Source organism: Kutzneria kofuensis (genome assembly GCF_014203355.1).
In the GTDB taxonomy this organism is placed as follows: Bacteria; Actinomycetota; Actinomycetes; order Mycobacteriales; family Pseudonocardiaceae; genus Kutzneria; species Kutzneria kofuensis.
In genome coordinates, this window is sequence record NZ_JACHIR010000003.1 from 550283 (window position 1) to 574162 (window position 23880).

General features: G+C 71.8%; 19 protein-coding genes and 1 pseudogene. 6 read left to right on the forward strand and 14 right to left on the reverse strand.

All coding sequences use genetic code 11. The features are described 5' to 3' along the window. Positions 1–13: 13 nt before the first annotated feature. From BJ998_RS44665 to BJ998_RS44680, 4 genes are read right to left on the reverse strand one after another with little or no spacing between them, the layout of a single operon-like run. Positions 14–871, reverse strand: a complete 858-nt coding sequence (locus BJ998_RS44665) for a PhzF family protein (RefSeq protein ID WP_184870222.1) — start codon at positions 869–871, stop codon at positions 14–16. After that, positions 868–1755 carry an LLM class flavin-dependent oxidoreductase gene (locus BJ998_RS44670; RefSeq protein ID WP_184870223.1) on the reverse strand — a complete coding sequence of 296 codons (888 nt, stop codon included), beginning with the start codon at positions 1753–1755 and terminating at the stop codon, positions 868–870. Before BJ998_RS44670 ends, BJ998_RS44665 begins: the two co-directional genes overlap by 4 nt. 22 nt (positions 1756–1777) lie before the next feature. Further along, complete coding sequence (locus BJ998_RS44675) at positions 1778–2713, reverse strand: 3-methyl-L-tyrosine peroxygenase-related protein (RefSeq protein ID WP_184870224.1); 936 nt, start codon at positions 2711–2713, stop codon at positions 1778–1780. Next, complete coding sequence (locus tag BJ998_RS44680; protein ID WP_246490117.1) at positions 2710–3213, reverse strand: VOC family protein; 504 nt, start codon at positions 3211–3213, stop codon at positions 2710–2712. Before BJ998_RS44680 ends, BJ998_RS44675 begins: the two co-directional genes overlap by 4 nt. Positions 3214–3436: 223 nt before the next feature. On the opposite strand from BJ998_RS44680, the gene BJ998_RS44685 reads away from it, so the two are divergent. Next, positions 3437–4105 carry an O-methyltransferase gene (locus BJ998_RS44685; protein WP_184870225.1) on the forward strand — a complete coding sequence of 223 codons (669 nt, stop codon included), beginning with the start codon at positions 3437–3439 and terminating at the stop codon, positions 4103–4105. A 47-nt stretch (positions 4106–4152) separates the two neighbouring features. Here BJ998_RS44685 and BJ998_RS44690 read toward each other — a convergent pair whose 3' ends face one another. Genes BJ998_RS44690 through BJ998_RS44715 form a run of 6 tightly spaced genes read right to left on the reverse strand, consistent with a single transcriptional unit; the run spans position 4153 to position 15774 of the window. Continuing rightward, positions 4153–5676 (reverse strand): 4-hydroxyphenylacetate 3-hydroxylase family protein, encoded by a 1524-nt coding sequence (locus tag BJ998_RS44690; RefSeq protein ID WP_184870226.1) that lies wholly within the window; start codon positions 5674–5676, stop codon positions 4153–4155. Between the two features lie 16 nt (positions 5677–5692). Further along, positions 5693–6238, reverse strand: coding sequence for a flavin reductase family protein (locus BJ998_RS44695; protein ID WP_184870227.1), 546 nt, complete (start codon positions 6236–6238; stop codon positions 5693–5695). Continuing rightward, the gene (locus tag BJ998_RS44700; protein WP_184870228.1) at positions 6225–8099 is read right to left on the reverse strand and encodes an anthranilate synthase family protein; all 1875 of its coding nucleotides are present in this window, start codon (positions 8097–8099) and stop codon (positions 6225–6227) included. Before BJ998_RS44700 ends, BJ998_RS44695 begins: the two co-directional genes overlap by 14 nt. Next, positions 8096–9319, reverse strand: a complete 1224-nt coding sequence (locus BJ998_RS44705) for a 3-deoxy-7-phosphoheptulonate synthase (protein WP_246490118.1) — start codon at positions 9317–9319, stop codon at positions 8096–8098. The genes BJ998_RS44700 and BJ998_RS44705 overlap by 4 nt, the downstream gene beginning before the upstream one ends. 52 nt (positions 9320–9371) lie before the next feature. After that, entirely contained in the window at positions 9372–13913 is a 4542-nt protein-coding gene (locus BJ998_RS44710; protein WP_184870229.1) for a non-ribosomal peptide synthetase, read from the reverse strand. Between the two features lie 43 nt (positions 13914–13956). Further along, entirely contained in the window at positions 13957–15774 is a 1818-nt protein-coding gene (locus BJ998_RS44715; RefSeq protein ID WP_184870230.1) for a non-ribosomal peptide synthetase, read from the reverse strand. Positions 15775–16532: 758 nt separating this feature from the next. On the opposite strand from BJ998_RS44715, the gene BJ998_RS44720 reads away from it, so the two are divergent. From BJ998_RS44720 to BJ998_RS44730, 3 genes are all read left to right on the forward strand, one after another. Beyond that, entirely contained in the window at positions 16533–17675 is a 1143-nt protein-coding gene (locus tag BJ998_RS44720; RefSeq protein ID WP_184870231.1) for an FAD-dependent monooxygenase, read from the forward strand. Positions 17676–17785: 110 nt separating this feature from the next. Continuing rightward, entirely contained in the window at positions 17786–18268 is a 483-nt protein-coding gene (locus BJ998_RS44725; RefSeq protein WP_184870232.1) for a MarR family winged helix-turn-helix transcriptional regulator, read from the forward strand. A 61-nt stretch (positions 18269–18329) separates the two neighbouring features. Next, positions 18330–19283, forward strand: a complete 954-nt coding sequence (locus BJ998_RS44730; protein ID WP_184870233.1) for a phosphotransferase family protein — start codon at positions 18330–18332, stop codon at positions 19281–19283. Here the strand turns inward: BJ998_RS44730 and BJ998_RS44735 are convergent. From BJ998_RS44735 to BJ998_RS48355, 3 genes and pseudogenes are all read right to left on the reverse strand, one after another. Continuing rightward, positions 19280–20271, reverse strand: a pseudogene (locus tag BJ998_RS44735) (IS481 family transposase). The gene BJ998_RS44730 and the pseudogene BJ998_RS44735 sit on opposite strands and share 4 nt — an antisense overlap. Positions 20272–20403: 132 nt before the next feature. Then, positions 20404–20883: a DinB family protein gene (locus tag BJ998_RS44740; protein ID WP_184870234.1), complete on the reverse strand. Its 480-nt coding sequence runs from the start codon at positions 20881–20883 to the stop codon at positions 20404–20406. Positions 20884–20933: 50 nt separating this feature from the next. Beyond that, entirely contained in the window at positions 20934–21443 is a 510-nt protein-coding gene (locus BJ998_RS48355; RefSeq protein ID WP_184870235.1) for a hypothetical protein, read from the reverse strand. Between the two features lie 131 nt (positions 21444–21574). On the opposite strand from BJ998_RS48355, the gene BJ998_RS44750 reads away from it, so the two are divergent. Continuing rightward, complete coding sequence (locus BJ998_RS44750) at positions 21575–22111, forward strand: PadR family transcriptional regulator (protein ID WP_184870236.1); 537 nt, start codon at positions 21575–21577, stop codon at positions 22109–22111. Further along, positions 22108–22953: an NAD(P)H-binding protein gene (locus BJ998_RS44755; protein WP_184870237.1), complete on the forward strand. Its 846-nt coding sequence runs from the start codon at positions 22108–22110 to the stop codon at positions 22951–22953. Before BJ998_RS44750 ends, BJ998_RS44755 begins: the two co-directional genes overlap by 4 nt. A gap of 95 nt (positions 22954–23048) precedes the next feature. Here BJ998_RS44755 and BJ998_RS44760 read toward each other — a convergent pair whose 3' ends face one another. Next, complete coding sequence (locus BJ998_RS44760) at positions 23049–23864, reverse strand: SDR family oxidoreductase (protein WP_184870238.1); 816 nt, start codon at positions 23862–23864, stop codon at positions 23049–23051. Positions 23865–23880: the final 16 nt, after the last annotated feature.

Below are 23880 nucleotides of genomic sequence, written 5' to 3' on the forward strand. Positions count from 1 at the left end.
TCCCTTCTGTGCGCTAGAGGCGGGCCGGTTCGGGGACGGTCAGGTGGCCGCTGGCGGCCGGCAGCACGGCGCCGGTGACCGTCGCGGAGACGACGCGGCCGTCGGCGACGTGCACCTGTCCGTGCAGAGTGGACGGTCGCCGCAGCTCGATGCCCTGGCGCACACGGTATTCGTGGCAGCCGGTGTCGGCGGGCAGCAGGCCGTTGTCCACCAGCCACGCGCCGAGCGCGAGCGCCGCGGAGGCGCAGGCGGGGTCCTCGGGCATGCCGTAGCCGGGGGCGAACATGCGGGCGTGGGCGGTGCGTTCTTCGGGATGCCACGCGAACACGAACAGGTCCTTCTCCGTGCGCCACACGGGGTGTTCGGGGCGCAGCGCGGCCACTGCGAGGGCGTCCGGGTCGATGGGCATCAGGTGGAAGGCCGGGCCGAAGCCGGCGGTGGCGGCGAGCCCGTGCGGCGGCACCGAGCACGCTTCGGCCAGCGACGTGGCGTCGAACCTGGTCGTGTCCAACGGCCGGCTGGCGGTGAGGGTGGCGTGCTCGGCGTCGGCGTCGACGGGCAGCACGCGTTCCCCGCACTCCTGCACGAGCCGACCGGGGGCCAGCCGCCCCAGGCGCACGAGAGTGCAGGCGGTGCCGACCGCGGAGTGGCCGCCGAACGGTGATTCGCCTTGGGGCGTGAAGATTCGCACGCGGTGCGTGGCCTCCGGCAGGGTCGGCGGCAGCACGAACGCCGTCTCCGAGGTGCCGAGCTCCCGGGCGATCGCGGCCATGGTCTCGTCGTCGAGGTGTTCGGCGTCGGGCACGACGGCGAGCGCGCAGCCGGTCAGCGGGCCGTCGGCGAACATGTCGACCAGGTGGTAGGCGATCATGCGTGTGCTCCCGTCAGGTCGCAGGCGATGTCGGCCAACACGCTTTCGTCGCCCGCATAAGGGAAGTCGGCGCGCGGCCAGTGCACGACGAGGTCGGTGACGCCTACCTCGGCGAACCGGCCGGCGGCGTCGCGCCAGGACTCGACCGACGCCAGCACGCCGCCGACCGCGGCGCCGGTGAGCAGCAGCCGTCGTAGCGTCGCCGGATCGCGGCCGACCGCCACGCACGCGTCCTCGGCGGCGCGCACCTGGGCGGCGATCTCGGGCAGCACCTGCTCGTACGGGTGGGCGTCGAAGGTGGCCGGCGGGCCCGCGGTGATCCAGGTCTGGGCGTACTTCGCGGCCAGGCGCATGCCGCGTGGCCCGGTGGCGGCGATGGCGAACGGGGTGCGTGGCGTCTGCACGCAGCCGGGGCTCATCCACACCTCGTCGGCGCTGTAGTGCTCCCCCAGGTACGACGTCACGTGCTGGCGCAGCAACAGGTCCGTCAGTGCGACGAACTCCGCGAAGCGGTCGGCCCGCTCCCGGGACGTGCGCACGGTGCTGTCGACCACGAGGTCGTCCACCGCGCCGGCGCCGGCCCCCAGCCCGCACACGAACCGGCCGCCGCTGATGTCGTCCAGCGTCATGACGTCCTTGGCGAACGGCACCGGGTGGCGGTAGGTGGGGGTGGCCACCATCGTGCCCAGCTTGATGCGCTCGGTCGCGGCGGCGGCCGCGGTCAGCGTCGGCACGGTGCCGAACCACGGCTTGTCCCGCAGCCACCGCCACATCAGCTGGTCGTAGGTCCAGGCGTGGTCGAATCCGTACTGCTCGGCGCGGACCCATCGGCGCCGCGCGTCCTGCCAGCGGTGCTCGGGCAGGATCAGCACTCCGTGTCGCACAGTCGGCTCCCCAGGCTCTCGGTCAGGCGGCGCCGGTGACCAGCGCGGCCAGTCCGGTGACGGTGTCGGTGAAGGTGCGTTCCCGGGCCACCACCGAAGGCGTGCGCAGTTCCGGCGGGAGCTCGGGCGAGTCGGCGTCGCGGCCCGGGTAGAGGCCGTTCTCGGTGACGTCGAGCGCGATGGCCTTGAGGCGGCGCACCAGCTGCCGGATCACCTCGGCGTTGCCGACCGGGGCGCGCAGCGTCAGGAAGTAGTTGTCGTAGACGACGGCTCGCATCTCGGGGTGCAGCAGGCGGGTCTGCGCGGCGGTTTCCTGCAGCAGCGACCTTCCGCCGGGCACGAGCCGGGCCGCCACTCCCATGTGCACGTCGTGGTAGGCGCGCACCTGCTGGGCCAGTTCCTCGCCCTGCGGGGTGTCGGACCAGGGGAACTCGCGCCCGCGCAGCAGCCGCCGCACCGGGCCGAAGTCCGGCGCCCACGCGCCGCTGAAGCCGCGGTGCTGCAGGTACATGCTGGGTCGGATGACCTCGTGGTACAGCTCGTTGGGGCAGGAGCCGGTGTAGAGCAGCATCGCGGTGTACGCGCCGACCAGCTGCGACATCACCTCGACGTGCTGGCGCCGGTCCGGCTCGGCCAGCGCGTCGTTGAGGGTGCGGGCCAGGCACTGCCACACCGCGAACGTCGCCTGGTGGCCGGTGATCCAGCGGAACCAGAACACCTGCTGCGCGTGGTCGGCGTCGGCCAGCGGCGGGGCGTTGCGCCGGCACGGCGGCAGCGCGCCCAGCTCCCGCAGCAGCTCGGCCGAGTCGGCGTCGAAGTCCCGGCCCGGCGGGCCGCCGCGCTGCCCCTGACGCAGCGGGTCGGGCAGCACCAGCGGCTCCAGCCCGTACGGGAAGTCGCCGAAGTCCCAGCCGCTGCGCGCCGGCAGGTCGGCCAGCACGGCGGTGGCGGGGCTCACCGGTCACCGCCGGGCACGTAGGTCAGCTCGAACTCCAGGCCGTTGACGTCCATGACGTAGCAGCTCTGCACGCCGTCGGCGTCGGTGACGATGTCGGTCGGCGGCTCGTCGGTGGCGAAGTGGTAGCGGCCGGACTCGTACAGCGCCAGCCACCGGTCCCGCCAGGCCCTGAGGTCCTCGGGCGAGCCGACGGCCAGGCACACGTGCTGGAACTGGGTCTTGTTGCCGCCGGGCAGGTCGGGCCGGTCCTCGTCCCGGTCGAACAGGTGGAAGCGCAGGTCGCCGACCTTGACCTCGGTCAGCCGCCGGATGCCGGGCAGCCGGCTGTGGGTCAGCTCGGAGAACTCGGCCAGGCTCCATTTCTCGGCGCAGCCGAAGAAGTCCCGATACCAGGCGACGCAGTTGGCCAGGTCCCGGGTCTGGATGCCGACGTGGTGCAGCAGGGGCGCGGGCGGCGGCGCGGCGGGAAGGGTCTCCGGCGATGTCATCGATCGGGTCATGGCAATTCCCCTTCGGGTGTCGGAAATATGCCCCAGCAATGGGAGCTAAGCAGGCGTCCGGCGTCGCGGTCAACAATCTTCGGTCATTTTTCGGCAATCACTTGTGCACGTCAGAAATGGGCGCGTTTGTGCCCGCGAGCTGCAGGTTTGCCCGCTTGATCGGTTGACTTCAATTGTGGCTCACGCTTGGCTTCCGACGATTTCCTCCGTAAAATCAGGAGCCATGGAGCAGAAGAATTGGCACGCAGTGGATGATTACGTCAACCCGCTTCTCGTCGAGTCCGACGCGGCGCTGGACCAGGCGGCGCAGGCCAATGTCGGCTTCGAGTTGCCCGACATCGCGGTGTCGCCGAACCAGGGCAAGTTCCTGCACCTGCTCGCACTCGTGCGCGGGGCCCGGACCATCCTGGAGATCGGCACCTTCGGCGGGTACAGCACGATCTGGCTGGCCCGTGCGCTGCCGCCGGACGGCACCCTGGTCACGCTGGAGTACGAGCGCTCCTTCGCCGAGACCGCCGGCCACCACCTCGCGGCCGCCGGCGTCGGCGACCGGGTGCGCCAGCGGGTGGGCCGGGCGCTGGACATCCTGCCCGAGCTCACCGCCGACCCGGCCGCGCCGTTCGACCTGGTGTTCGTCGACGCCAACAAGCCCGACATCCCCGAGTACTTCGAGTGGGCGCTGAAGCTGACCCGCCCCGGCTCGCTGATCGTCGTGGACAACGTGGTGCAGGGCGGCGCCGTCGCCGACGCGGACCACCCCGACCGCGGGGTGCAGGGGGTGCGCCGGTTCCTGGAGGGCCTGCGGCACGAGCCGCGGGTCACGGCGACCTACCTGCAGACCGTGGGGGCCAAGGGCCACGACGGGTTCGCGCTGGCGCTGGTCACCGGCTGACCCGGTGTGCGGGCGGCTCGCGAGCCGCCCGCACACCACCGTGGCGGTCATGGCCGGCCCGGGTTGACCAGGTCCGGCGCGGTCCACCCGTCCAGGTCGTACTCGGCCATGCATTCCTCGGCGAAGCCGCGGTAGGCGTCGACCTGGCCGGAGGCGGTCTGCGCCAGCAGCAGCTCGATGCGCACGTTCTCGTGGTTGCCGGAGTAGTTGCGCTCGTACAGCTCGTGCCGGCCCGCGAACTCGGTGCCCACGGAGTCCCAGATCAGCTTCATCAGCTTGGCCCGCGACACCGCGTCGTAGCCGTTGGAGCCGCGCATGAAGCGGTCCAGGTACGGCCGCAGCTCCGGCTCCTGGAAGTCGCGGGCGTGCGAGTTGAGGTAGATCAGGGCGCTGCTGAGGTCCTGCATGATGATCTCCCGCACCCGCGGGTAGCCCAGCGTCATGAACCACCGGTAGGCCATGCCGTAGTCCAGGTTCGGCAGCACGGCTCCGTCGTGCCACTCGTTGGGGGTGCGGGCCATCGCGTCGCCCAGGCCCCAGAACAGGTTGCGCCAGGCCAGCACCTCCCCCACCCGGGTCTGCACGCCGCGGAAGTCCTTGGTTCCGGTCACTTCCAGGCCCTTGAGCAGCAGGCCGGCCAGGAAGTCCAGCTTGACGCCGAGCCGGGTGACGCCGTGGAAGGTCAGCCGGTGGGTGAAGCCGGAGCTGGTCAGGAACGTGCCGGCCTTGGCGGTGTCGCCGTAGATGAACACGTTCTCCCAGGGGATCTTCACCCGGTCCAGGACGAAGATGGTGTCGTTCTCGTCCAGCCGGCTGGACAGCGGCTGGTCGAAGGGGCTGCCCATGCGCTGCGAGGCCATCTCGTAGGACTGGCGGCAGATCAGCTTCAGGCCGGGCGAGTCCATCGGGAAGGTGGCCACCAGCGCGTACTCCCGCTTGCGCACCGGCAGTCCGTAGTGGGCGATGAAGTTGAAGTGGGTCAGGGCGGAGCCGGTGGCGACCACCTTGGCGCCGCTGACGATCAGGCCGTCGTCGCGCTCCTCCTCCACGTGCACGAAGATGTCGTCGACCTCGTCCGGCGGCCGGTTCCGGTCCACCGGCGGATTGATCACGGCGTGGTTCCAGAACAGCACCTGCTCCTGGGCCTGCTGGTACCAGCGGCGCGCGTTGTCGGCGTACTCGCCGTAGTAGTCGGGGTTCGCGCCGAGGGTGGCCAGGAAGCTGGCCTTGTAGTCGGGGCTGCGGCCCAGCCAGCCGTAGGACAGCCGGGCCCAGCGGGCGATGGCGTCCCGGTCGTGCACCAGGTCGTCGACGCTGCGGGGCACGCGGAAGAAGCTGTGCGTGTAGCCGTCGCTGCCGGTGTCGGTGGGCACGGTGAGCGTGTCGTGGTGCTCCGGGTCGTGCAGCGCGTCGTACAGGCGGGCCATCATGCGGGCGGTGTTGCGGAACGCAGGGTGCTTGGTGACGTCGTCGACGCGTTCGCCGTAGGCCCACACCTCGCGGCCGTCGCGGATGCTCTCCAGGTACTCGTCGCCGGTCAGCGGTCGGGTCACACGCTGCTCGGTGCTCATGCGGTGTCTCCTTCCGTCAGCGGATGGTCGTGAACTGGGGCGCGTGCCCGTCCAGCGACAGCGACCAGACCGGGTCGCCGTCGGCCAGGCGGGGGAACTCACCCCGGTGGAACAGCAGCGGCCGCCCGCCGCGCAGCGCCAGGTCGGTCACCTCGGCCACGTGCAGCACGTGGTCGCCGCCGTCGTAGTTGCGCCACACGCGGCAGAACAGGTGGCCGACCGCGCCCGCCAGCCGCGGGTGGTCGCCGTGTTCGTCCAGCCACGGCACGGGATCGGCCATCGGCCGGCCGGCGAAGTGCATGGCCACGTCGCGCTGCGCCTCGCCGAGCACGTTCACCACGAACGCGCCGTCGGTCAGGTGGGCGCAGGCGCGGCTGTTCCGGTTGAGCGCGGTGAGGATCAGCGGTGGGTCCAGCGACACCGAGGTGAAGGCGTTCACGGTGGCGCCGTGCACGACGTCGCCGCGGCGGCAGGTCACGACGGTGACGCCGGTCGGGAAGTTGCCCAGGAACCGGCGCAGTGCGCCGGCCGGCACCCGCACGGCCGTGCTAGGCGTGCTCATGGACCTGGTCTCCCTTCACGTGGCTGGTGGTCAGGGCGTCGCGGAGCAGGGTGCGCAGGATCGTCGGGCTGTCCTCGGTGAGGAACGACTCGGCGTGGAACTGCGCGGTGGCCAGCCCGGGGGCGGTCAGCGCGAGCACGTGTCCGTCGGGGTCCCGGGTGATCTGCGCCGTCGTGATGGGGCCGTCGCCGGCGACGTAGCTGTTGTAGAAGCCCAGCCACTGCTCACGGCCGTGCAGCCGGACCCGGGCGCGGCGGCCCTGGTTCGAGTGCGGCAGCTGGATCAGCGGCAGCCCGAGCAGGTCGCAGACGATCTGGTGGCCGAGGCACACGGCGATCAGCGGGCGGTGCCGCAGCAGCGCGTCGGCCGCGAGTTCCCGCAGCACGGCCATCTTCGGGTTGTCCCGGTCGTCGGGCGCGCCCGGTCCGGGGCCCAGCACCAGGATCTCGTCGCCGTCGGTGCTGGCCTGCCGCCACGGCTCGATCCTCACCGCACAGCCCAGCGCCCGGAGTTGGTACGCCAGCATGGCGCTGAAGTCGTCCTCGGCATCCACGACGACCACCCGCACGCCCTGCAGCGTCGGATCCGCGACGCGCTGCGCAGCGGCGGAACGCCAGAACGTCGACACGCCCTCGTTGCGTTCGTGCAGCGCGTGCACGACGGCGCCGTCCATCGGCACGCTGTCCTGGTCGGCACGGCGGCCACCGGTCATCGCCCGCAGCATGCCCGCCGCCTTCGCCGCGGTCTCCGCGGCCTCGCCCTCCGGGTCGGAGTGGCGCACGATCGTCGCGCCGGCGGTGAGCCGCACCGAGCCGTCGGTGGTGATGTCGGCGGTGCGGATCAGGATCGCCGAGTCCAGGGCACGCTGTCCGTTCTCGGCGCCGACGAGGGCGATCGCGCCGGCGTAGTAGCCGCGGCCGTTCGGCTCGTGGTGGGCGATGGCACGGCACGCGTTCCGCATCGGGCTGCCGGTGACGGTCGGCGCGAACATGCTGCCGCGCAACACTTCCGCCAGCGTCCGCGAGGAGCGGCCGGTGAGGTGGTAGCCGGTGTGCGCGACGTGCGTCATCCACGTCAGCGACGGCCCGCGGGCGACCAGGTCGCGGTCGCACAGCGCGGCCATCATCTTCAGCTCCTCGTCGACGACCATGTACAGCTCGTCGATCTCCTTGGTGTCGTGCAGGAAATCCAGCAGGCCCTGCCGGTCGGTGCCGTCGGCCCGCAGCCGGTAGGTGCCGCTGATCGGGTTCATCGCCACCTCGTCGCCGTGCACACCGACGTGCAGCTCCGGCGGGCTGCCGACCAGGTAGCGGTCGCCGGTGTGCACCAGGAACGTCCAGTGCGCGCCGCACTCGTCGGCGAGCAGGCCCCGGAACACCGCCAGCGCGGCGTCCCGGTCGAACTCGCGGAACCGGCCGCGCAGGCTGCGCGACAGCACGAAGTTCGAGCCCTCGCCGGCCTCGATCTCGGTGCGCTGCACGCGCCGCACGAGCCGCCCGTAGTCCAGGTCGCCGATGTCGAAGCCGATCCCGTCCAGCGGCGGCACCGTGCCGGGCAGGGCGGCCAGCGCCTGCTCGACCGGCACCTTGTGGTGGCTGTGGACGTCCATCAGCAGCAGCGGCTCGCCGTCGTCCGGGCACGGGTAGCCGCGCTCGGCGATCTGCCGGTACGGCAGCAGCACCAGCGCGGCGGGCCCGTCGCCGGCGCGCGCCGCCCGGCCGTCCAGGTCGAGGTCGGCCAGCAGGTCGGCGCGATGCACCGGGCCGGCCAGCACCTCGACCACGTTCGGGTTGCCGCTGCCGGGGCGGTGCAGCAGCGCGAACGGGCCGTGCTCGGGCAGGCCGGGCAGGGAGGCACTCACGCCGCCACCGCCATCCGCTCGCGATGCCAGTGCGCGACGGCGGCGACCGCCTGCGTGGTGTTCAGCCGAGGGTCGCACAGCGTGCGGTAGTGCTCGCCGCGCTGCACGACGACGCCCGCACCCTCGCACTCGGACACGTCGGCGGCCGAGGCCTCCAGGTGCAGGCCGGCCGAGGTGCCGCCGTTGGCGCCGACGACCGCGACGAACCGGTTGATCTCGGCCATCACGTCGTGCAGGCGTCGGGTCTTGAGGCCGTGGTCGCCGACGATCGTGTTGCCGTGCATGGGATCGCACATCCACAGCACCGGGTGGCCGGCGCGGCGCACGGCCCGCACCAGCGGCCCGAGGCGGTCGATGTGGGCCGCGCCGAAGCGGGAGATCAGCGTGAGCCGGCCGGGGGTGCGGTGCGGGTCCAGCACGGCGCACAGCTCCAGCAGCTCGTCCACGGTCATGGTGGGCCCGACCTTGCAGCCGACCGGGTTGTCCACAAGGGACAGCAGCCGCACGTGCGCGCCGTCGACCTGGCGCGTGCGCTCGCCGATCCACGGCCAGTGCGTGCTGGCCAGGTACACCCGACCGTCGGTGGTCGGACGCACCTGCGGCACCTCGTAGTCCAGCAGCAGCGCCTCGTGGCTGGTCCACACGCGACGCTCCGGCTCACAGCCCGCGCCGCGACCGAGGGTGTCGATGGCCGCCACGGCGCGGCGGGCCGAGACGTGGCCCAGCAGCATCCGCTCCGGGTCGGCCCGGCGTGCGGTGGGCGACGGGGCGGGGCCGTTGACGATCGAGCCGCGATAGACCGGCAGCCGCACGCCGTCGCGCACCTCGTGGTCGGAGGAGCGCGGTTTGGCGTACTGGCCGGCGATCCGGCCGACGGTCAGCACGGACGCGTCGGCGCCGACCCGCATGATGTCGGCGAGCAGGTCCAGCAGCTCGACCTTGGGGCGGATGTCGTCGAGGCCGCACTCGGCCGGGTCCTCGGCGCAGTCGCCGGCCTGCAGCACGCAGAACTCGCCGTCGGCGGCGCGGGCCAGCAGGCCGGCCAGCTGCCGCACGGTGTCGTCGCCGACGATCGGCTCGGCGATGGACAGCCTGGTGCGGGCCTCGGCGAGCCGACCGGCGTCGCACCACTGGGGTTGCTGCCGCGCGGGCCGCCGGGCCGCGGCGAGCGCGTCGCCGAGCAGGCGGTCGACGCGCGCGTCACGCATCGTCGTCGTCATGCTGGTTCCTCCGAGTCCCTCGGGACGGGACGGATTGGTGGTGACGGGTGGGTCAGCCGACGGGTACGGCGGCCTCGGCCAGCTCGCCGACGCTTTCGAAGAAGCGGACGAGCCGGGACACCGCCGCCGCGTTGACGGCCGGGAACGGCAGCCCCAGCCGGCGCAGCAGGCCCTCGGTGGCCTCGTTGCGGTAGGTGTTGTCGCCCAGCTCCAGCGCGCCCTCGCGGAACAGGGGCACGGTGGCGGCCAGCGCGTTGCCGCCGGGCGCGGCCGCGGACTCCTCCAGCAGCGCCCACCACTGGTCGGTCGGCACGACCCGCACGGGGTAGCCGCAGGCGCGAATGCCCTCGTAGACGGTGTCGAAGTCGGCGCCGCGCGGGTGGAACAGGTGCAGCGTGCGGCCGTTGGCGGCCGGTTCGCGGGACAGCGCCACCACCGCGCGGGCGACGAAGTCCACCGGCAACAGGTCCGTGGTCATGGTGTCGCCGGGAGGGGCGGCGGCGAGCTGGATGAAGGTCTTCACCTGCCGCCACAGGAAGTCGTCGGCCTGGCAGGCGCCGGTGACGCTGTCGCCGGAGATGCGGCCGATGCGGTAGACGGTCGCGGGCAGGCCCCGGTCCCGGGCGGCGGCCACGATCCGCTCCGCCACCCACTTCGTCTGGGTGTAGCCGATGCCGAGCGCCTCGGGGGCGCAGGGCGTGGACTCCTCGGTGAGCACACCGGCCGGCTCCGCGGGAGAGAACACGGCGATGGTGGACATGTGGTGCAGCGGCTTGACCCGGCCGCGGGCCGCGAACTCGACGATGCGGCGGGTGCCGGCCACGTTCGTCGCCTGCACGGAGGCGTACGGCAGCACGAAGTTGATGTGCGCCGCGGCGTGGAAGACGACCTGCACGGTGTCGGCGAGGGCGTCGACGTCCGCGACGCCCATGTCCTCGGCGGCGAGGTCGCCGGGCACGGCGACGACCCGGGTCGGGTCCAGCGCCTGCTCGATGCCGTAGCCACGGGCGGTGTCGAGGATGCGCCGCCAGCCGTGGTCGGCGTCGTCGGCGCGGACCAGGCAGTGCACCCGCCAGTTGGTGGTGGTCAGCAGGTCACGCAGCAGGAACGCGCCGAGGAAGCCGGTGGCGCCGGTCAGCAGCACGTCGGTGACCTCGTCGTCGGGCACGGGCGTGCCGTGCACGGCGAAGCCGTCCGGGAGCGTGACCTGCGCGGGCAGGTCCAGCGTCGGCACGGCGGTCGAGCCGGACTCCAGGCGCTCGGCCATGCCGGCGATGGTCGGGTTGTCCAGCAGCATCCGCAGCGGGATGTCGGCGTCGTGCTCGCGCCGCAGCCGGTAGACCAGCTCGGTGGCCATGATGGAGTGGCCGCCGACGGCGAAGAAGTCGTCGTGCCGGCCGATGCCGTCACGGCCGAGCAGCTCCGCCCAGTGCCGGGCGACCGACCGTTCCATCGGCGTGGCCGGCGGCTCCGACGGCGTCTCGACGGTGTCGGCGAGGGTGAAGCCGGCGCGTAGCGCCTTGCGGTCCACCTTGCCGGCGGGCGAGAGCGGCAGTTGTTCCATCGGCACGATGTGCGCGGGCACCATGTGGTCGGGCAGCACGCCGGCCAGCGCGCGGCGGACGGCGCCGGTGTCGGCCGGGCCGCCGACCACGAACGCCACCAGGCGACGGTCGCCGGGCGCGATGTCGACGGCGATCACCGCCGCCGCCTCGACCAGTTCCAGCGCGTCGATGGCCGCTTCGACCTCGGCCGGCTCCACGCGGTAGCCACGGATCTTGATCTGGTCGTCGATGCGGCCGAGGTATTTCAGGCCCTCGCGCGTCTGCCGGACCAGATCGCCCGTGTGGTAGAGGGTTTCGCCCGGGTGGAACGGGTCCGGCCGGAATCGGTAAGCGGTTTCCGATTCACGGTCGTGATACCCGGGCGACAGCAGCGGGCCGCCGATGCACAGCTCGCCCGGCACTCCCGGCGGCACGACGGCGTCGCGCTTGTCCAGCACGAGCAGCCGCAGGCCCGGGATGCCCACGCCGATGCCGGGCGCCTCCGGCCACTCGGCCGGGTCGCCCGCGACCTCCTGCCAGGTGGCGAGGTGCGTCTCGGACGGGCCGTACATGTTGAGCAGCCGCGCGTCGGGGTGGGCGGTGAAGAAGGCGCGGATCTGCGGGGAGACCGCCAACTGCTCGCCGACGGACGCCACCTCGCGCAGCCCGGGGATGCGGATGCCGGCGTCCACGGCGATCGCCGCGAGCCCCTGTAACGCCACGTACGGCAGGTAGACGCGCTGGATGTCGTTGTCGCGCAGGAACTCTGCGAGCGCGTGCAGGTCCTTGCGGACCTCCTCGGCGATGAGCACCAGCGTGCCGCCCGCGCACAGCGTGCCGAGGATCTCCATCACCGACACGTCGAACGACAGCGACATGTACTGCAGCGTGCGGCCGGTGGCGCCGACCGGGGACACCTGGTCCTGCACCTCGACCAGGTTGGCGATGGTCTCGTCGTGGATGACCACGCCCTTGGGGCGGCCGGTGGAGCCGGAGGTGTAGACGACGTAGATGTCGTCCTCGGGCCGCTTCACCCGGCCGAGGTCGTTGCCCGGCCACACCGACAGGTCGGTGGGCACCAGCCGGTCCACGCCCAGCGGCAGGTCGGTGTCGGCGTCGGTGACGACCAGCCGAACACCGGCGTCGGACAGCATGTCGGTGACGCGCTCGCTCGGATAGGAGGGGTCGATCGGCACGTACGCGGCGCCGGCCTTCACCGTGCCCAGCAGTGCCGCGATGGCGTTCACCGAGCGCGGCAGGCACAGCCCCACGCGGTCACCCACGCCGATGCCGCGCGAGCGCAGCGCGTGCGCGAGCTGGTTGGCCCGGACGTTGAGGTCACGATAGGTGGTGTGGACGCCGTCGAATTCCACGGCGACGGCGTCCGGGGTGGCGGTGACGCGCTCCTCGAACAGCTCCGACACCGGTCTCGGCGCGGAGCGCGCCGCCACGCGGTCCTCACGGGAAAGCTGCTCGCGCTCCTCTTCGGGCGACAGCAGCCGCAGCTCCCCCAGCGGGGCCTCCGGCCGGCGCGTGAACTCCGCCAGCACGTGCACGAGGCGCTCCCCCATGCCGCGCACGGTGTCGGCGTCGAACAGGTCGGTGTCGTACTCGAACACCGCGCACAGCTCGCCGTCGTCACCGGGCTGCAGCACGAGCGAGACGTCGTACTTGGCGCCGTGCCCCAGATCGCGTTCGATGCGCAGCCGACGACCGCCGCGCTCGATGTGCGCGGAACCGGGCGGCGTGAGCACGAGCATGGTCTGGATCAGCGGCGAGTAGCCGCCCCCGCGCCGGGGCCGCACCCTCTCCACGACCTTCTCGAACGGCGTCCACTTGTGTCGCATCGCCTCGCCGGTCTCGGCCCGCACGGCGTGCAGCAGCTCCCGCACGGTCATCGCGTCGTCCACCTGGTGACGCAGCACGACCATGTTGACCAGGTAGCCGATCAGGTCCTCGGCCTCGGCGACGTCGCGCAGCGACACCGGCGTGCCGACCGCCACCGTGTCCTGGCCGCTGTACCGGCTCAGCAGAACGGCGTAGGCGGCGTGGGCGATCATGAACAGGGACACGCCCTGCGCCGCGCCCAGCGCCTCCAGCTCGCGGACCAGCGGCGCGGGCACGGTGAACGGCAGCACGTCGCCGGCGAAGGTGCGGTTGGCCGGGCGGGGGCGGTCCAGCGGCAGGTCCAGCGCGGGCAGCTCGTCGCCGAGCTTGCGCTGCCAGTGGTCCAGCAGCGCCGGGTCGGCGGCGCGTAATTGCTGCCAGTACGCGAAATCGGCGTACTGGGGCCGGTCCCGGCCGTCGTCGCCGGGAGCCCCGGCGACGACCTCGTCGTAGCGGGCGAACAGGTCGGTCAGGAACACCCCGGCCGAGGCGGCGTCGGAGGCGGCGTGGTGGATGTTGCACACGACGGCGGTCTCGCTGCCGTCGTCCTTGGCGGCGCACACGACCGACATCACGGGGCCGGTGGCGAGGTCGAGCCGGGTGCGGGCGAGTTCGGTGGCGATGGCAACCAGCTCGTCGTTCGTACGGTAACTCCGCACCTGGTAGGCGAAATCGGCCTCCGGCGACACCACCTGCGTCAACACGCCCTCGTGCAGCTGCAGCGTGGTGCGCAGGACCTCGTGCCGCACGGCCACCCGCCGGACCGCCTCGCGCAGCGCGGCCGGGTCGAGGACCTCGGGCACCCTCACGTAGAACGGCCCGTTGTAGGCGGTGGACGTGTCGGAGTACTGGTCCGCCAACCAGATCCCGCTCTGCCCGGACGACGCGGGCGCGCCGCCGGCCGGCCGCGGCGCCAGGCCGGCGCGCAGCGTGGGCTGCGCGGGGGTGGCGCGGTTGGCCTCGATCGCGGCGGCCAGGTCGGCCACCGTGTCCGCGGCGCGGATCTGCTCGTCGGTGAGGTCGGCGGCGAACACCGTGCGCACCGCCTGCCCGACCCGGTCCGCGGCACCGTCGCGGTGCAGGGAGTCGGTCGCGGTCAGGTCGGCCACGCCGGTGACCGTGCGCGCCAGCTCCAGCACCGCGGCTTCCATGACTGGGTTCACAGTTGCGTCGCCTCCGTCTTTGCTCTCCCCCAGGGCGGTCGGGTCAGCGGCCGACCGACTGGCGCTCGCGCGCGCCGTCGATGAACGCGGCCAGCTGCTCGACGGTGCCGTGCCGGAACACGTCCTCGGTCTCCACGTCCACCGCGAAGATCTTCTGCAGCCGGTGGGCCAGCTGGACGAAGTGCAGCGAGTTGCCGCCGTGGCCGAGGAAGGAGTCGGTGGTGGTGAAGTCGGCGGCGCCGGAGATGTCCCGCCAGGCCTGCAGGACGACCGGCTCGATCAGGGCTGCGGAGTCGCTCATGGTGATGTCGCCTTTCGCGGTCGGGCGCAGCGCGTCGGTCTCGGTCAGCGCGGCGCGGTCGATCTTTCCGTTCACGTTGTGCGGCAACTGGTCCAGGTGACGCAGCTGCGCGGGCAGGGCGTAGCGGGGCACCCGCTCGGCCAGGTGGGCCAGCAGCACGGCGGGATCGCCGGCCTGTCCGTCCACAGTGGAGTAGAAGGCGACCAGCCGCTTCTCCTCGGTGTGGTCGCCGAACGCCTTGACCACCGCCTGCCGGACGGCCGGGTGCTCCCGCAGCGCGAGCTCGACCTCGCTGGTCTCCACCCGGAAACCGCGGATCTTGACCATGCTGTCGGCGCGGCCGACCAGGATCACGTCGCCGTCGGCGGTGCGCCGGGCCAGGTCGCCGGTGCGGTAGAGCGGGCCGTCCTGGCCGTCGGCGAACTTCTCGGCCGTCAGGGCGGGATCGAGGTAGCCCAGTGCGACGCCGGCGCCGCCCAGGCACAGCTGCCCGACCTCGCCGGGTGGGCAGGGGCGCAGGTCGTCGTCCAGGATGAGCGCCTCGACGCCGGGCAGCGGCCGGCCGACGGGCACGCGGTCGTGGCGGGTGACGTCCTCGGCGGTGCGCATCGGGTAGACCAGGGAGATCGTGGAGTTCTCGGTGCAGCCGTAGCCGTTGTAGACGACGTCGACCAGCTCGGTGGCCCGCGCCAGGTGCGACGGCGAGGGGAAGTCGCCGCTGAGCAGCACCGCGCGCAGCCCGCGCAGCGTGTCCGGCTCCTCGCTGACGACCAGATTGAACAGTCCACCCGGCATGCTCAGGACGGTGACCCCGTTGCGGCGCACCAGATCCCGCAACGCGCCCAGCGACGGCAGGCCCGGCGGCGGCACGACCAGCGTGGCGCCGTGCAGCAGGCTCAACCAGATCTCGATGGTGGAGGCGGCGAAGGAGTACGCCGCCAGCTGCACCAGGGTGTCGTGCTCGGTGACGGCCAGCTCGCCCTGGTCGGGACCGAGGCGGGCCAGGCCGCGGTGGGCGATGCGGACGCCCTTGGGGCGGCCGGTCGAGCCGGAGGTGAACATCAGGTACGCCGGGCTCTCGCCGGTCAGCGGCACGGTCTGCGGCGGTGCGCCGTCGCCGCTGACGGCGTCCTCGACGGGGATCGTGCGCAGCGGCGGGTCGAAGCTGCGGGCGTCGTCGTGCACGAGCACGCGCAGGCCGGCCTCGGCCACGATGCGGTCGACGACCAGCGCCGGGTGCTCGGGATTGAGCGGCACGACGCACGCGCCGGCCTTGAGCACGCCCAGCATCACGGCGTAGAGCTCGGTGCGGCGAGCGAGATGCACGCCGACCGGCTCGCCGACGGCGACGCCGTTGTCGCGCAGCCGCGCGGCGACGCGGTCGGACATCGCGTCCAGCTCCGCGTATGTGGTTTTCCGGTCGCCCTCGACCAGCGCGGTCCGGTCGGCGAACGCCTCCGCGGACCGGGCGAACAGGGTTGTCAGCACCGGCTGGTTCGCGCGGTCGGCCCCGCCGGCGATCGTGTCTAGTTGTCGGTGGCGCACAGCCTCAATCGGCACGTCAGGACCTCCTCGCGTCGAGGTACGACGGAGTTACCGTGGGTAAAACGCATTCACGGGGTCCGGACAACGATCTCCGGACTCTCCCGTCGACCCCCATCTGGTTGTCTGACAGAAACCATCCTGCCTCCCGCTGGCTTGAGGTGTCAACTCGAACGAGGGGCGGCAAGGGCCGAAAGAGTGGGGGTTCAACAGCGTGTAACTAACGATGCCCGCCGTCTTCCTGAAGTCACGTTTCGCGCGTTTGACTCTGCATCTGCGCAGTTCAGCATGCCGAGATCAACCGGGGCGGCGACCCGCGACCGTCGGCATCGGATGTCGTTCCCCTTGCTCCGTCCGGCGGAGGCAGGGCCTTTCGGGCACATTTCGAAGTCCGATCGACCATTCGCTCTGTCGTCATAGATGATTAACGCCTGGAAATGATGTTGAGGGCGTGCGTCATTGCTACAGCGTTGCCGGCCGGATTTGTGCGCACCCCTCACGACGCACTCCGAGCCCCCAGTGGCACGTCGAGTACCCGGAATCGACGCGGGCGAATCGCCGGGGACGATCGAGCGGCGCGATCTGCCCGCCCGACTCCCCCCCGATCGCGCCGTTCCGGTCAACCGGTTGTCCGTGGGCAAGGGGGAGGTCGCAATTTCGTGCAGCCGTCACGCAGATTCCCTTGCATGCCAACACTTTACGACACACGGGTTGCACGGTCGCGTTGCCAGTGTTTTCCTGTTGGCAACGATACGACCGCACGGGAGGGAAACCCCATGCGCATCGCCGTCATCGGTGGAGGTCCAGGCGGGCTGTATCTGTCGGCCCTGGTGAAGAAGGTCGCCCCACGGCACGAAGTGGTCCTGTGGGAGCGGGGCGCGGCCGGCGACAGCGTCGGCTACGGCGTCGTGTTCTCCGACGGCGCCCTCGGCGGCGTGCAGGCCGCCGATCCGGAGCTGTTCGACCGGCTCATCGAGAGCTTCGTGCGCTGGGAGTCCGTCGACGTGACCTATCGCGGCCGGACGCTGTCGCATCCGGGCTACAGCTTCTCCGCGATCGAGCGCCGGCAGCTGTCCCGGTTGCTGCGGCTACGGTGCGAGAGCCGGGGCGTGGACCTCAGGTTCGGCACCGCCGCTCCCCCGTTGCCGTTGCTACGCAATGACTTCGACGTCGTGGTGGCGGCCGACGGCGTGGGGTCGTCGGCCCGCAACACGTACGCGGACGCGTTCGGCGCCCGGGTGGAGCCGCGTGACTCACGCTACCTGTGGCTGGCCACCGACCGCGTCTTCGACGCCCTGACGTTCGCGGTGGTGGAGACCGAGCACGGGCCGATGCAGGTGCACGCCTATCCGTACGCGCCGGGGCGCAGCACCTTCATCGTGGAGACCACCGACCGTGTGCTGCGCGCCAGCGGCCTCGAGGACCCCGGCCGCGTGCCCGAGGCGATCGCGAGGCAGTTCGACGAACTCCTCGACGGCCACCAGCTGTTCTGCGCGAACCCGCGGTGGGGCCGGTTCCTCTCCGTGCACAACGAGCGGTGGAGTCACGGCAACCTCGTGCTGCTCGGCGACGCCGCGCACACCACGCACTTCTCCATCGGCTCCGGCACCAAGCTGGCCATGGAGGACGCCGTCGCGCTGGCGATGGCGCTGACTGACCACCGCCGCGTCCCCGACGCCCTCGCCGCGTACCAGGCGGCGCGGCAGCCGGCGGTGCAGCGGTTGCAGCACGTCGCCGAGACGAGCCGGGACTGGTTCGAGCACGTGCACGAGCACGTGGGCCGCCCGCCCGAGGAGTTCGCGCTGCACCTGCTGACCCGCAGCGGCCGCATCAGCCACCGGGACCTGCCGCTGACCGACCGGGCCCAGGTGGACCGGGTCCGGGCCTGGTTCGCCGAGGCCCTGGCCACCGCGTCCTGACGGCTGGCGCCGTTCGGCGGCGTCGCCGCCGCCGCGCTGCTATATTTTCCCTGCGGAAATCGTAAGGCGTGGGCCCGATCCCCGCCGCGAACGCACATTGCGAGGCGTCTATGACCACCGTGGGTGAACCTCAGGCAGCAGCGTCGGCCGTGCCGTCGGAGCTGGAGGACGCGCTGACGCACCTGCAGTGCGTGCTGGTGGCTCGCCGGACCAGGACAAATCCGGAGCACGTCAGCTGGCAGCAGTACGACGTGCTGGAGAACCTGCGGCTGCGCGGTCGGATGACGCCGTCCCAGCTGAGCAGCGCGCTGGGGGTGTCGCGGCAGAGCACGTCCAAGGCGCTTCGTTTCCTCAAGGACCACGAGTTGGTCACGCAGATCGCCGACGGCGTGGACCGGCGGGAACTCACCACCACGCTGACGCCGGCCGGCCTGGAGTTCCTGCACCGCGCCGCCGACAGCCGCCGGGACGCGGCCGCCATCGCCGCGGCGGTGCTGTCGCCGGGTGAGCGCAGCATGTTCGCCGAGCTGTGCAAGAAGGTCGCCGACGCCCTCTACACGCACGCCGAGGACCCGCTGGAGAAGGACGAGTAGGCGCCGGTGTTCGCGCCGTAATGGGTTCGCGGGGCGGCGGCGGGCGTGACAGGGTCGGCGGGTGCGATTCGAGTCGATCACGCGTGGCGACGGGGCGTTCCAGCGGTCGTTGACCGCCGAGCAGGTCGCGGCCGTGTGCCGTCGGGGGTTCGGGCGGGAGCCGGTGTCGGCGGTGGAGCTGGCCGGCGGCTCGTTCAACACGACGTACCGGGTGGATTTCGGCTCGGAGCCGGTGATTCTGCGGGTCGCGCCGCAGTGGTCGTACCGGATCGAGCGGGATTTCATGCGGCACGAGCATGCTTCGCTGCCGTTCTTCGCTCCCATCGCCGGCCTGATGCCGCGCACGCTGTTCGTGGACTTCACACATGATCTCGTGCCCCGGGACTACACGTTCCAGACGATGCTGGGCGGCGTGTCCGGGCCGGACGGCTTCCGGGCGCTGACCGACAAGCCCGGCTTCTTCCGTCAGCTCGGCGAGATCGTGCGGACCGTCCACGGCGTGCGCGGCACCCGCTTCGGCCGCCCCGCCGGGCCCACCTTCGCCACCTGGAGCGAGGCGGTGCTGTCCATTGTGGATGACACCGTCGCCGACCTGCGCGACGCCGGCCTCGACGCGTCGGACATGCTCGAGGTCGCCGCCCTGGCCGCCAAGAACACCGCCGTGCTGGACGAGATCACCGAGCCCCGCCTGCTGCACGGCGACCTCTGGGTTCCCAATGTTCGTTTGGACGGCGAACGCATCGTCGGCGTCTTCGACCACGACCGGGCGTCGTGGGGCGATCCCGCCGCCGACTGGAGCATCTACGAGGCCGGCCGCCGCCCCGGCACCGACCGGGACGCGTTCTGGGACACCTACGGCCGGCCCTCGGACTCCCCTGCCGCCGCCTGGCGCTCCGCGCTGTACCGGGCCGTGCACACCGGCGCCGTGCGCATCGAACGGCACCGGCTGGGCCTGGCCGACACGATCCCGGCCAGCTATGAGGAGATGGCGAAGATAGTGGCGGAGCTGCGCTAGGTGTATTGACCGGAGAGGTTGGTCAACCTGCTGATCGGTGGGTGGCCTCCGATGGCGGTGTGGATGCGGTGATGGTTGTACTGGTGTAGCCATGCCGGCAAGGCTTTGCGTCGGGCCTGCTCGCCGGGGTAGTGGCGGGCGAAGGCCCATTCCTGGGCGAGCGTGCGGTTGAAGCGTTCGACCTTGCCGTTGGTCTGCGGCCGGTAAGGACGCGTGTGTTTGGGGCGGATGCCCAGCTCGGCGCAGGCCTCGCGCCAGAGTTTGCCGCGGTAGCAGGAGCCGTTGTCGGTCAGCACCCGTACTGGTCGGACTCCGCGTGCGGCGAACCAGGCGACCGCTCGTCGTAGGACAGCGGCCGCGGTGGCGGCGGTCTCGTCGTTGTGGATCTCGGCGTAGGCCACGCGGCTGTGGTCGTCGAGCACGACGTGCACGAACCCGTGGCCGAGTTTGGGGTTGTAGTGGGCGTTGCGGGCGGTGCCGGGGGTGGCGGATCGGTTGTGTTTGCCTTGGACCCGGCCGACGAACCGCCAGCCGCCGCCGTCGGGGATGTTGCCCAGTTTCTTGACGTCGGCGTGCAGCAGGTCACCGGGCGCGGGGTGCTCGTAGCGGCGGATCGGTTCCCCGGTGCGGCGGTCCAGCGTGGAGAGGCGGTTGATCCGACACCGCCGCAGGATCTGGTGGGCGGTCGAGGGGCGATGCCGACCATGCGGGCGATCGCGACTGGGCCGAGCCGGTGGCGCCACCGCAGGTGCACGACCGTGCGTACGACCGGTGCCGGGGTTCGTCGGGGGCTGTGGTGGGGCCGGCTGGAGCGGTCGTTCATGCCGGCGTGGCCCGCGGTCAGGTATCGGTCGGCCCAGCGTTTGGCGGTGGGCCAGGAGACCGCGAACCGCTCGGCGGCGCGGGCGATCGGCCAGCCCTGCTCGACGATGAGTTGGGCCAGGCGTAGCCGGGCGCGCGGGGTCAGCGCTGCGTTAGCGTGGGACACGAAGACCTCCCGGTCGTGGTCGGATGCCGTCAGACAGCTCCACACCACCCGGGAGGTCTTCCCGGATCAAGATCAGTCAGATCGTGTCGTCACACAACCAACGTCCCCGGTCAATACAGCTAGGCCGGCGGGCTAGACCCCCGGCCGCTCACCCGCCGCGCCGTCGGCCTGTTCGCGCAGCAGGTCGAGGTGGCCGAGGTGGCGGGCGGTCTCCTCGATCATGTGCAGCATGATCCAGCGCAGCGACCGGTCGCGGTGCACGGCGAGGTCGTCGAGGGACTCGGCGGCGAGGATGACCTCGTCGCACCGCTTGGTCTCGGCGGCGTAGTCGGCCAGCAGCTGGGCCATGGTGACGTCGGGGGACGGCTTGAAGTCGGCGTCGGGGTCGTCCTCGGTGTAGTCGAACATCAGGGCCGCCTTGTCGGCGAAGGCCCAGCGGAACCAGCTGCGCTCGCAGTTGGTCAGGTGCAGCACGATGCCGTGCGCGCTCAGGCCGGTCGGGGTGCGCACCGCGCGCAGCACGTCGTCGTCGGCGTCCTGGACCTTCCACGGCACCAGGTCCCGCTGTCGTTGCAGGAATTCCAGCAGTGATTCGCGTTCGATGTCGCTCATGGCCGTGCACGCTACGGCGATCGGTCGATGCCGACGACCGAGTTTCGCGCTCAGAACGCGTGCAGGAACAACTCGTTGCTCGCCATGATGATGCCCAGGACGAGCGCGAGGCTGGACAGCACCAGGCCGATCGCGGCGGTGGTCCCGCCGCGGCCGCGTCCGTTCAGGCACATGATCGACAGCACGATCCCGGCCACCGCGAACGGGAACGGCAGGAAGTGCCGCGCCCTGTCCTCGTCGATGGGGAGCGCCCACACGATGCAGCCGAACAAGCCGACGAGCAGCGCGACCACGGCCAGCCCGGGGCCCGTGGACGGGGCGGTCTGGGGCGGGGGGACGTGGGGGGTGGCCCACGGCTGTTGCGGCTGTCCGTACGGCGGCGTCGGCGCGCCGTACGCGGCCGTGTCCGGCTGCGGTGCGATGGGATCGGACGCCGGAGTTTGCTGGGCGTAGGCGGCGGGGTCCGGTGCCGGCGAGGCAGGCTCTGGGTGCCGTGGGGGCGTCGGAGCGCTGTCCCCGGAATCAGGCGTGGCCGGTTGGGACGGCGGACCGTAGCTCATGAGGACCCCTTCGCTGGCAGGACAGCGTCGTGTTCCAGGCAGAGCACACCGTACTAGCCGCGTCGGCGGAGTCGATCTCCGGTCCATAGTCGCGTTTGACTACGGATTCATAGTCGTGTTTGACTACGAGCGTGAACAGCACGCGTCTCTTCGCCCTCAGCGCACTGGCCCGGCGCGGGCCGCTGCACGGCTATGCGATCCGGCAGGCGGCCCAGCTCGACCGCACCGAGCTGTGGACGGACGTCAAGCCGGGCTCCCTCTACAACGCGTTGAAGCGGATGACCGAAGAGGGCCTGGTCCGGGTGGCGCGCACGGAGCGTGACGGGAATCCGCCGGAGCGGACGGTCTTCGAGATCACGGCGGCCGGCCGGGCGGAACTGGTGGCGCAGCGGGACGCCGCCCTGGCGGACGTGCGGCTGCTGCCGGACCCGGTGGACCTGGCGCTGCAGTTCACGCCCGACCTGTCCCCCGACGAGCTGACGACGGCGTTCACCGCGCGGCGACGGACGGTGGCCGACCGGTTGGCGCAGTTCGAACGGGAACGGGAGACGGCCGCGCCGGATCTGGTGGGGCTGGAGCCGCTGATCTTCGAGCACTGCGTGGCACGGCTGCGTGCCGAGCTGGCGTGGCACGACGACGTGCTCGACCGACTGAAGGAGACGACATGATTCTGGTGACGGGCGCGACCGGGGAGATCGGCCGCACGGTGGTGGACGAGCTGCTGGCTCGGGGCCTGAAGGTGCGGGCGACCACCCGGAACCCGGAGCGGGCGCGGCTGCCCGACGGCGTCGAGGTGGTGCGCGCCGACCTGGGCGACCCGGAGGCGGTGGCAAGAGCGGTGTCCGGTGTGGACGGTGTGTTCCTGCTGACCGGCGGCTCGCAGATTCCCTTGCACGACAAGACTGTCGCCCACGCGGCGGCACAGGCGGGCGTGCGGCGGATCGTGAAGCTGTCCAGCGGACGGGTCGGCGACGACACCGCGACCGACCCGATCCCGGCCTGGCACCGTGCGGGCGAACGGGCGGTGCGGGAATCGGGCGTGCCGTGGATCATGTTGCGGCCCATGGGGTTCATGTCGAACGCCCTGATGTGGGCCGGCCCGATCCGGGAGCAGGGCGCGGTGTTCGCCCCCTACGCCGACGGCCGCGTCACCGTGATCGACCCGGTGGACATCGCAGCGGTGGCCGCGGTCGCGCTGACCACCGCCGACACCGGGCAGGTGCTGACGCTGTCGGGGCCGCAGGCGCTGTCCCCGGGCGAGCAGGTGGAGATCCTCGGCGCGGCGCTCGGGCGGCCGCTGCGGTTCGTCGAGGTCGAGCCGGCGGCCGCCCGGCAGGCGATCATCTCCCACGGCGTGCCCGACGAGATGGCCGACGCGATCATGGCGCTGCGGGCGACGGCGTTGGAGGACTTCACCTCCGTGGTGCATCCGACCGTGCAGCGGGTGACCGGCCGGCCGGCGGGCACGTTCCGCGCGTGGGCGGAACGCAACCGCGCCGCCTTCGCCTGACACCCCCGGCCCCAGCATCTCGCCGCACGTGAGTGGCTCACGTGCGCTGCTGGCGCGAAGTGAGCCACTCACGTGAAGAACCAGGGGCGGTGTTGTCAGGCGGAGCGGGAGGTTTCCTCCCACTCCGACCAGGTCTTCACCCGCTCCGCGTAGACGTTCTGCGCGATGTCGTAGGCGATGCCGGACAGCAGCAGCCGCCGCGGCGGGTTCTCGGCGTCGATGGCCGCGAACACCGCCGCGGTGGTGTCGTCGGGTCCGGGCTGCGCGGCCGTCAGCGAGGAGCGGCGCTCGGCCATGGCGTCGCGCATCGGCTGGTAGGCCGGGTGCGGCTCGGAGTGCACGGCCGAGGCGGTGCCCCAGTCGGTGGCGTAGCCGCCGGGCTCGATCATCGTGACCTTGATGCCGAAGCCGGCGACCTCCTGGGCCAGGGCCTCGCTGAAGCCCTCCAGCGCCCACTTCGAGGAGTTGTAGATGCCGACGGTCGGGAACGCGGCGACGCCGCCGATGCTGGAGATCTGCACGATGTGGCCGGAGCCCTGCTCGCGCATCAGCGGGATCGCCGCCTGGGTGACCCACAGCGCGCCGAACAGGTTGGTGTCGAACTGGGCCCGCGCCTCGGCCTCGGTGACCTCCTCGACGAAGCCGAAGTGGCCGTAGCCGGCGTTGTTGACCACGACGTCGAGCCGGCCGAAGTGGGCGTGGGCCTGCCGCACGGCGGCGAAGTCGGCGGCGCGGTCGGTCACGTCGAGCTGGATCGGCAGGATCGCGTCGCCGTAGGTGTCGACGAGGTCCTTGAGCTTGCCCAGGTCGCGGGCGGTGGCGGCGACCTTGTCGCCGCGCTCCAGGGCGGCGACGGTCCAGCTGCGGCCGAAGCCGCGGGAGGCGCCGGTGATGAACCAGATCTTGCTCATGCAGACGTGTCCTTAG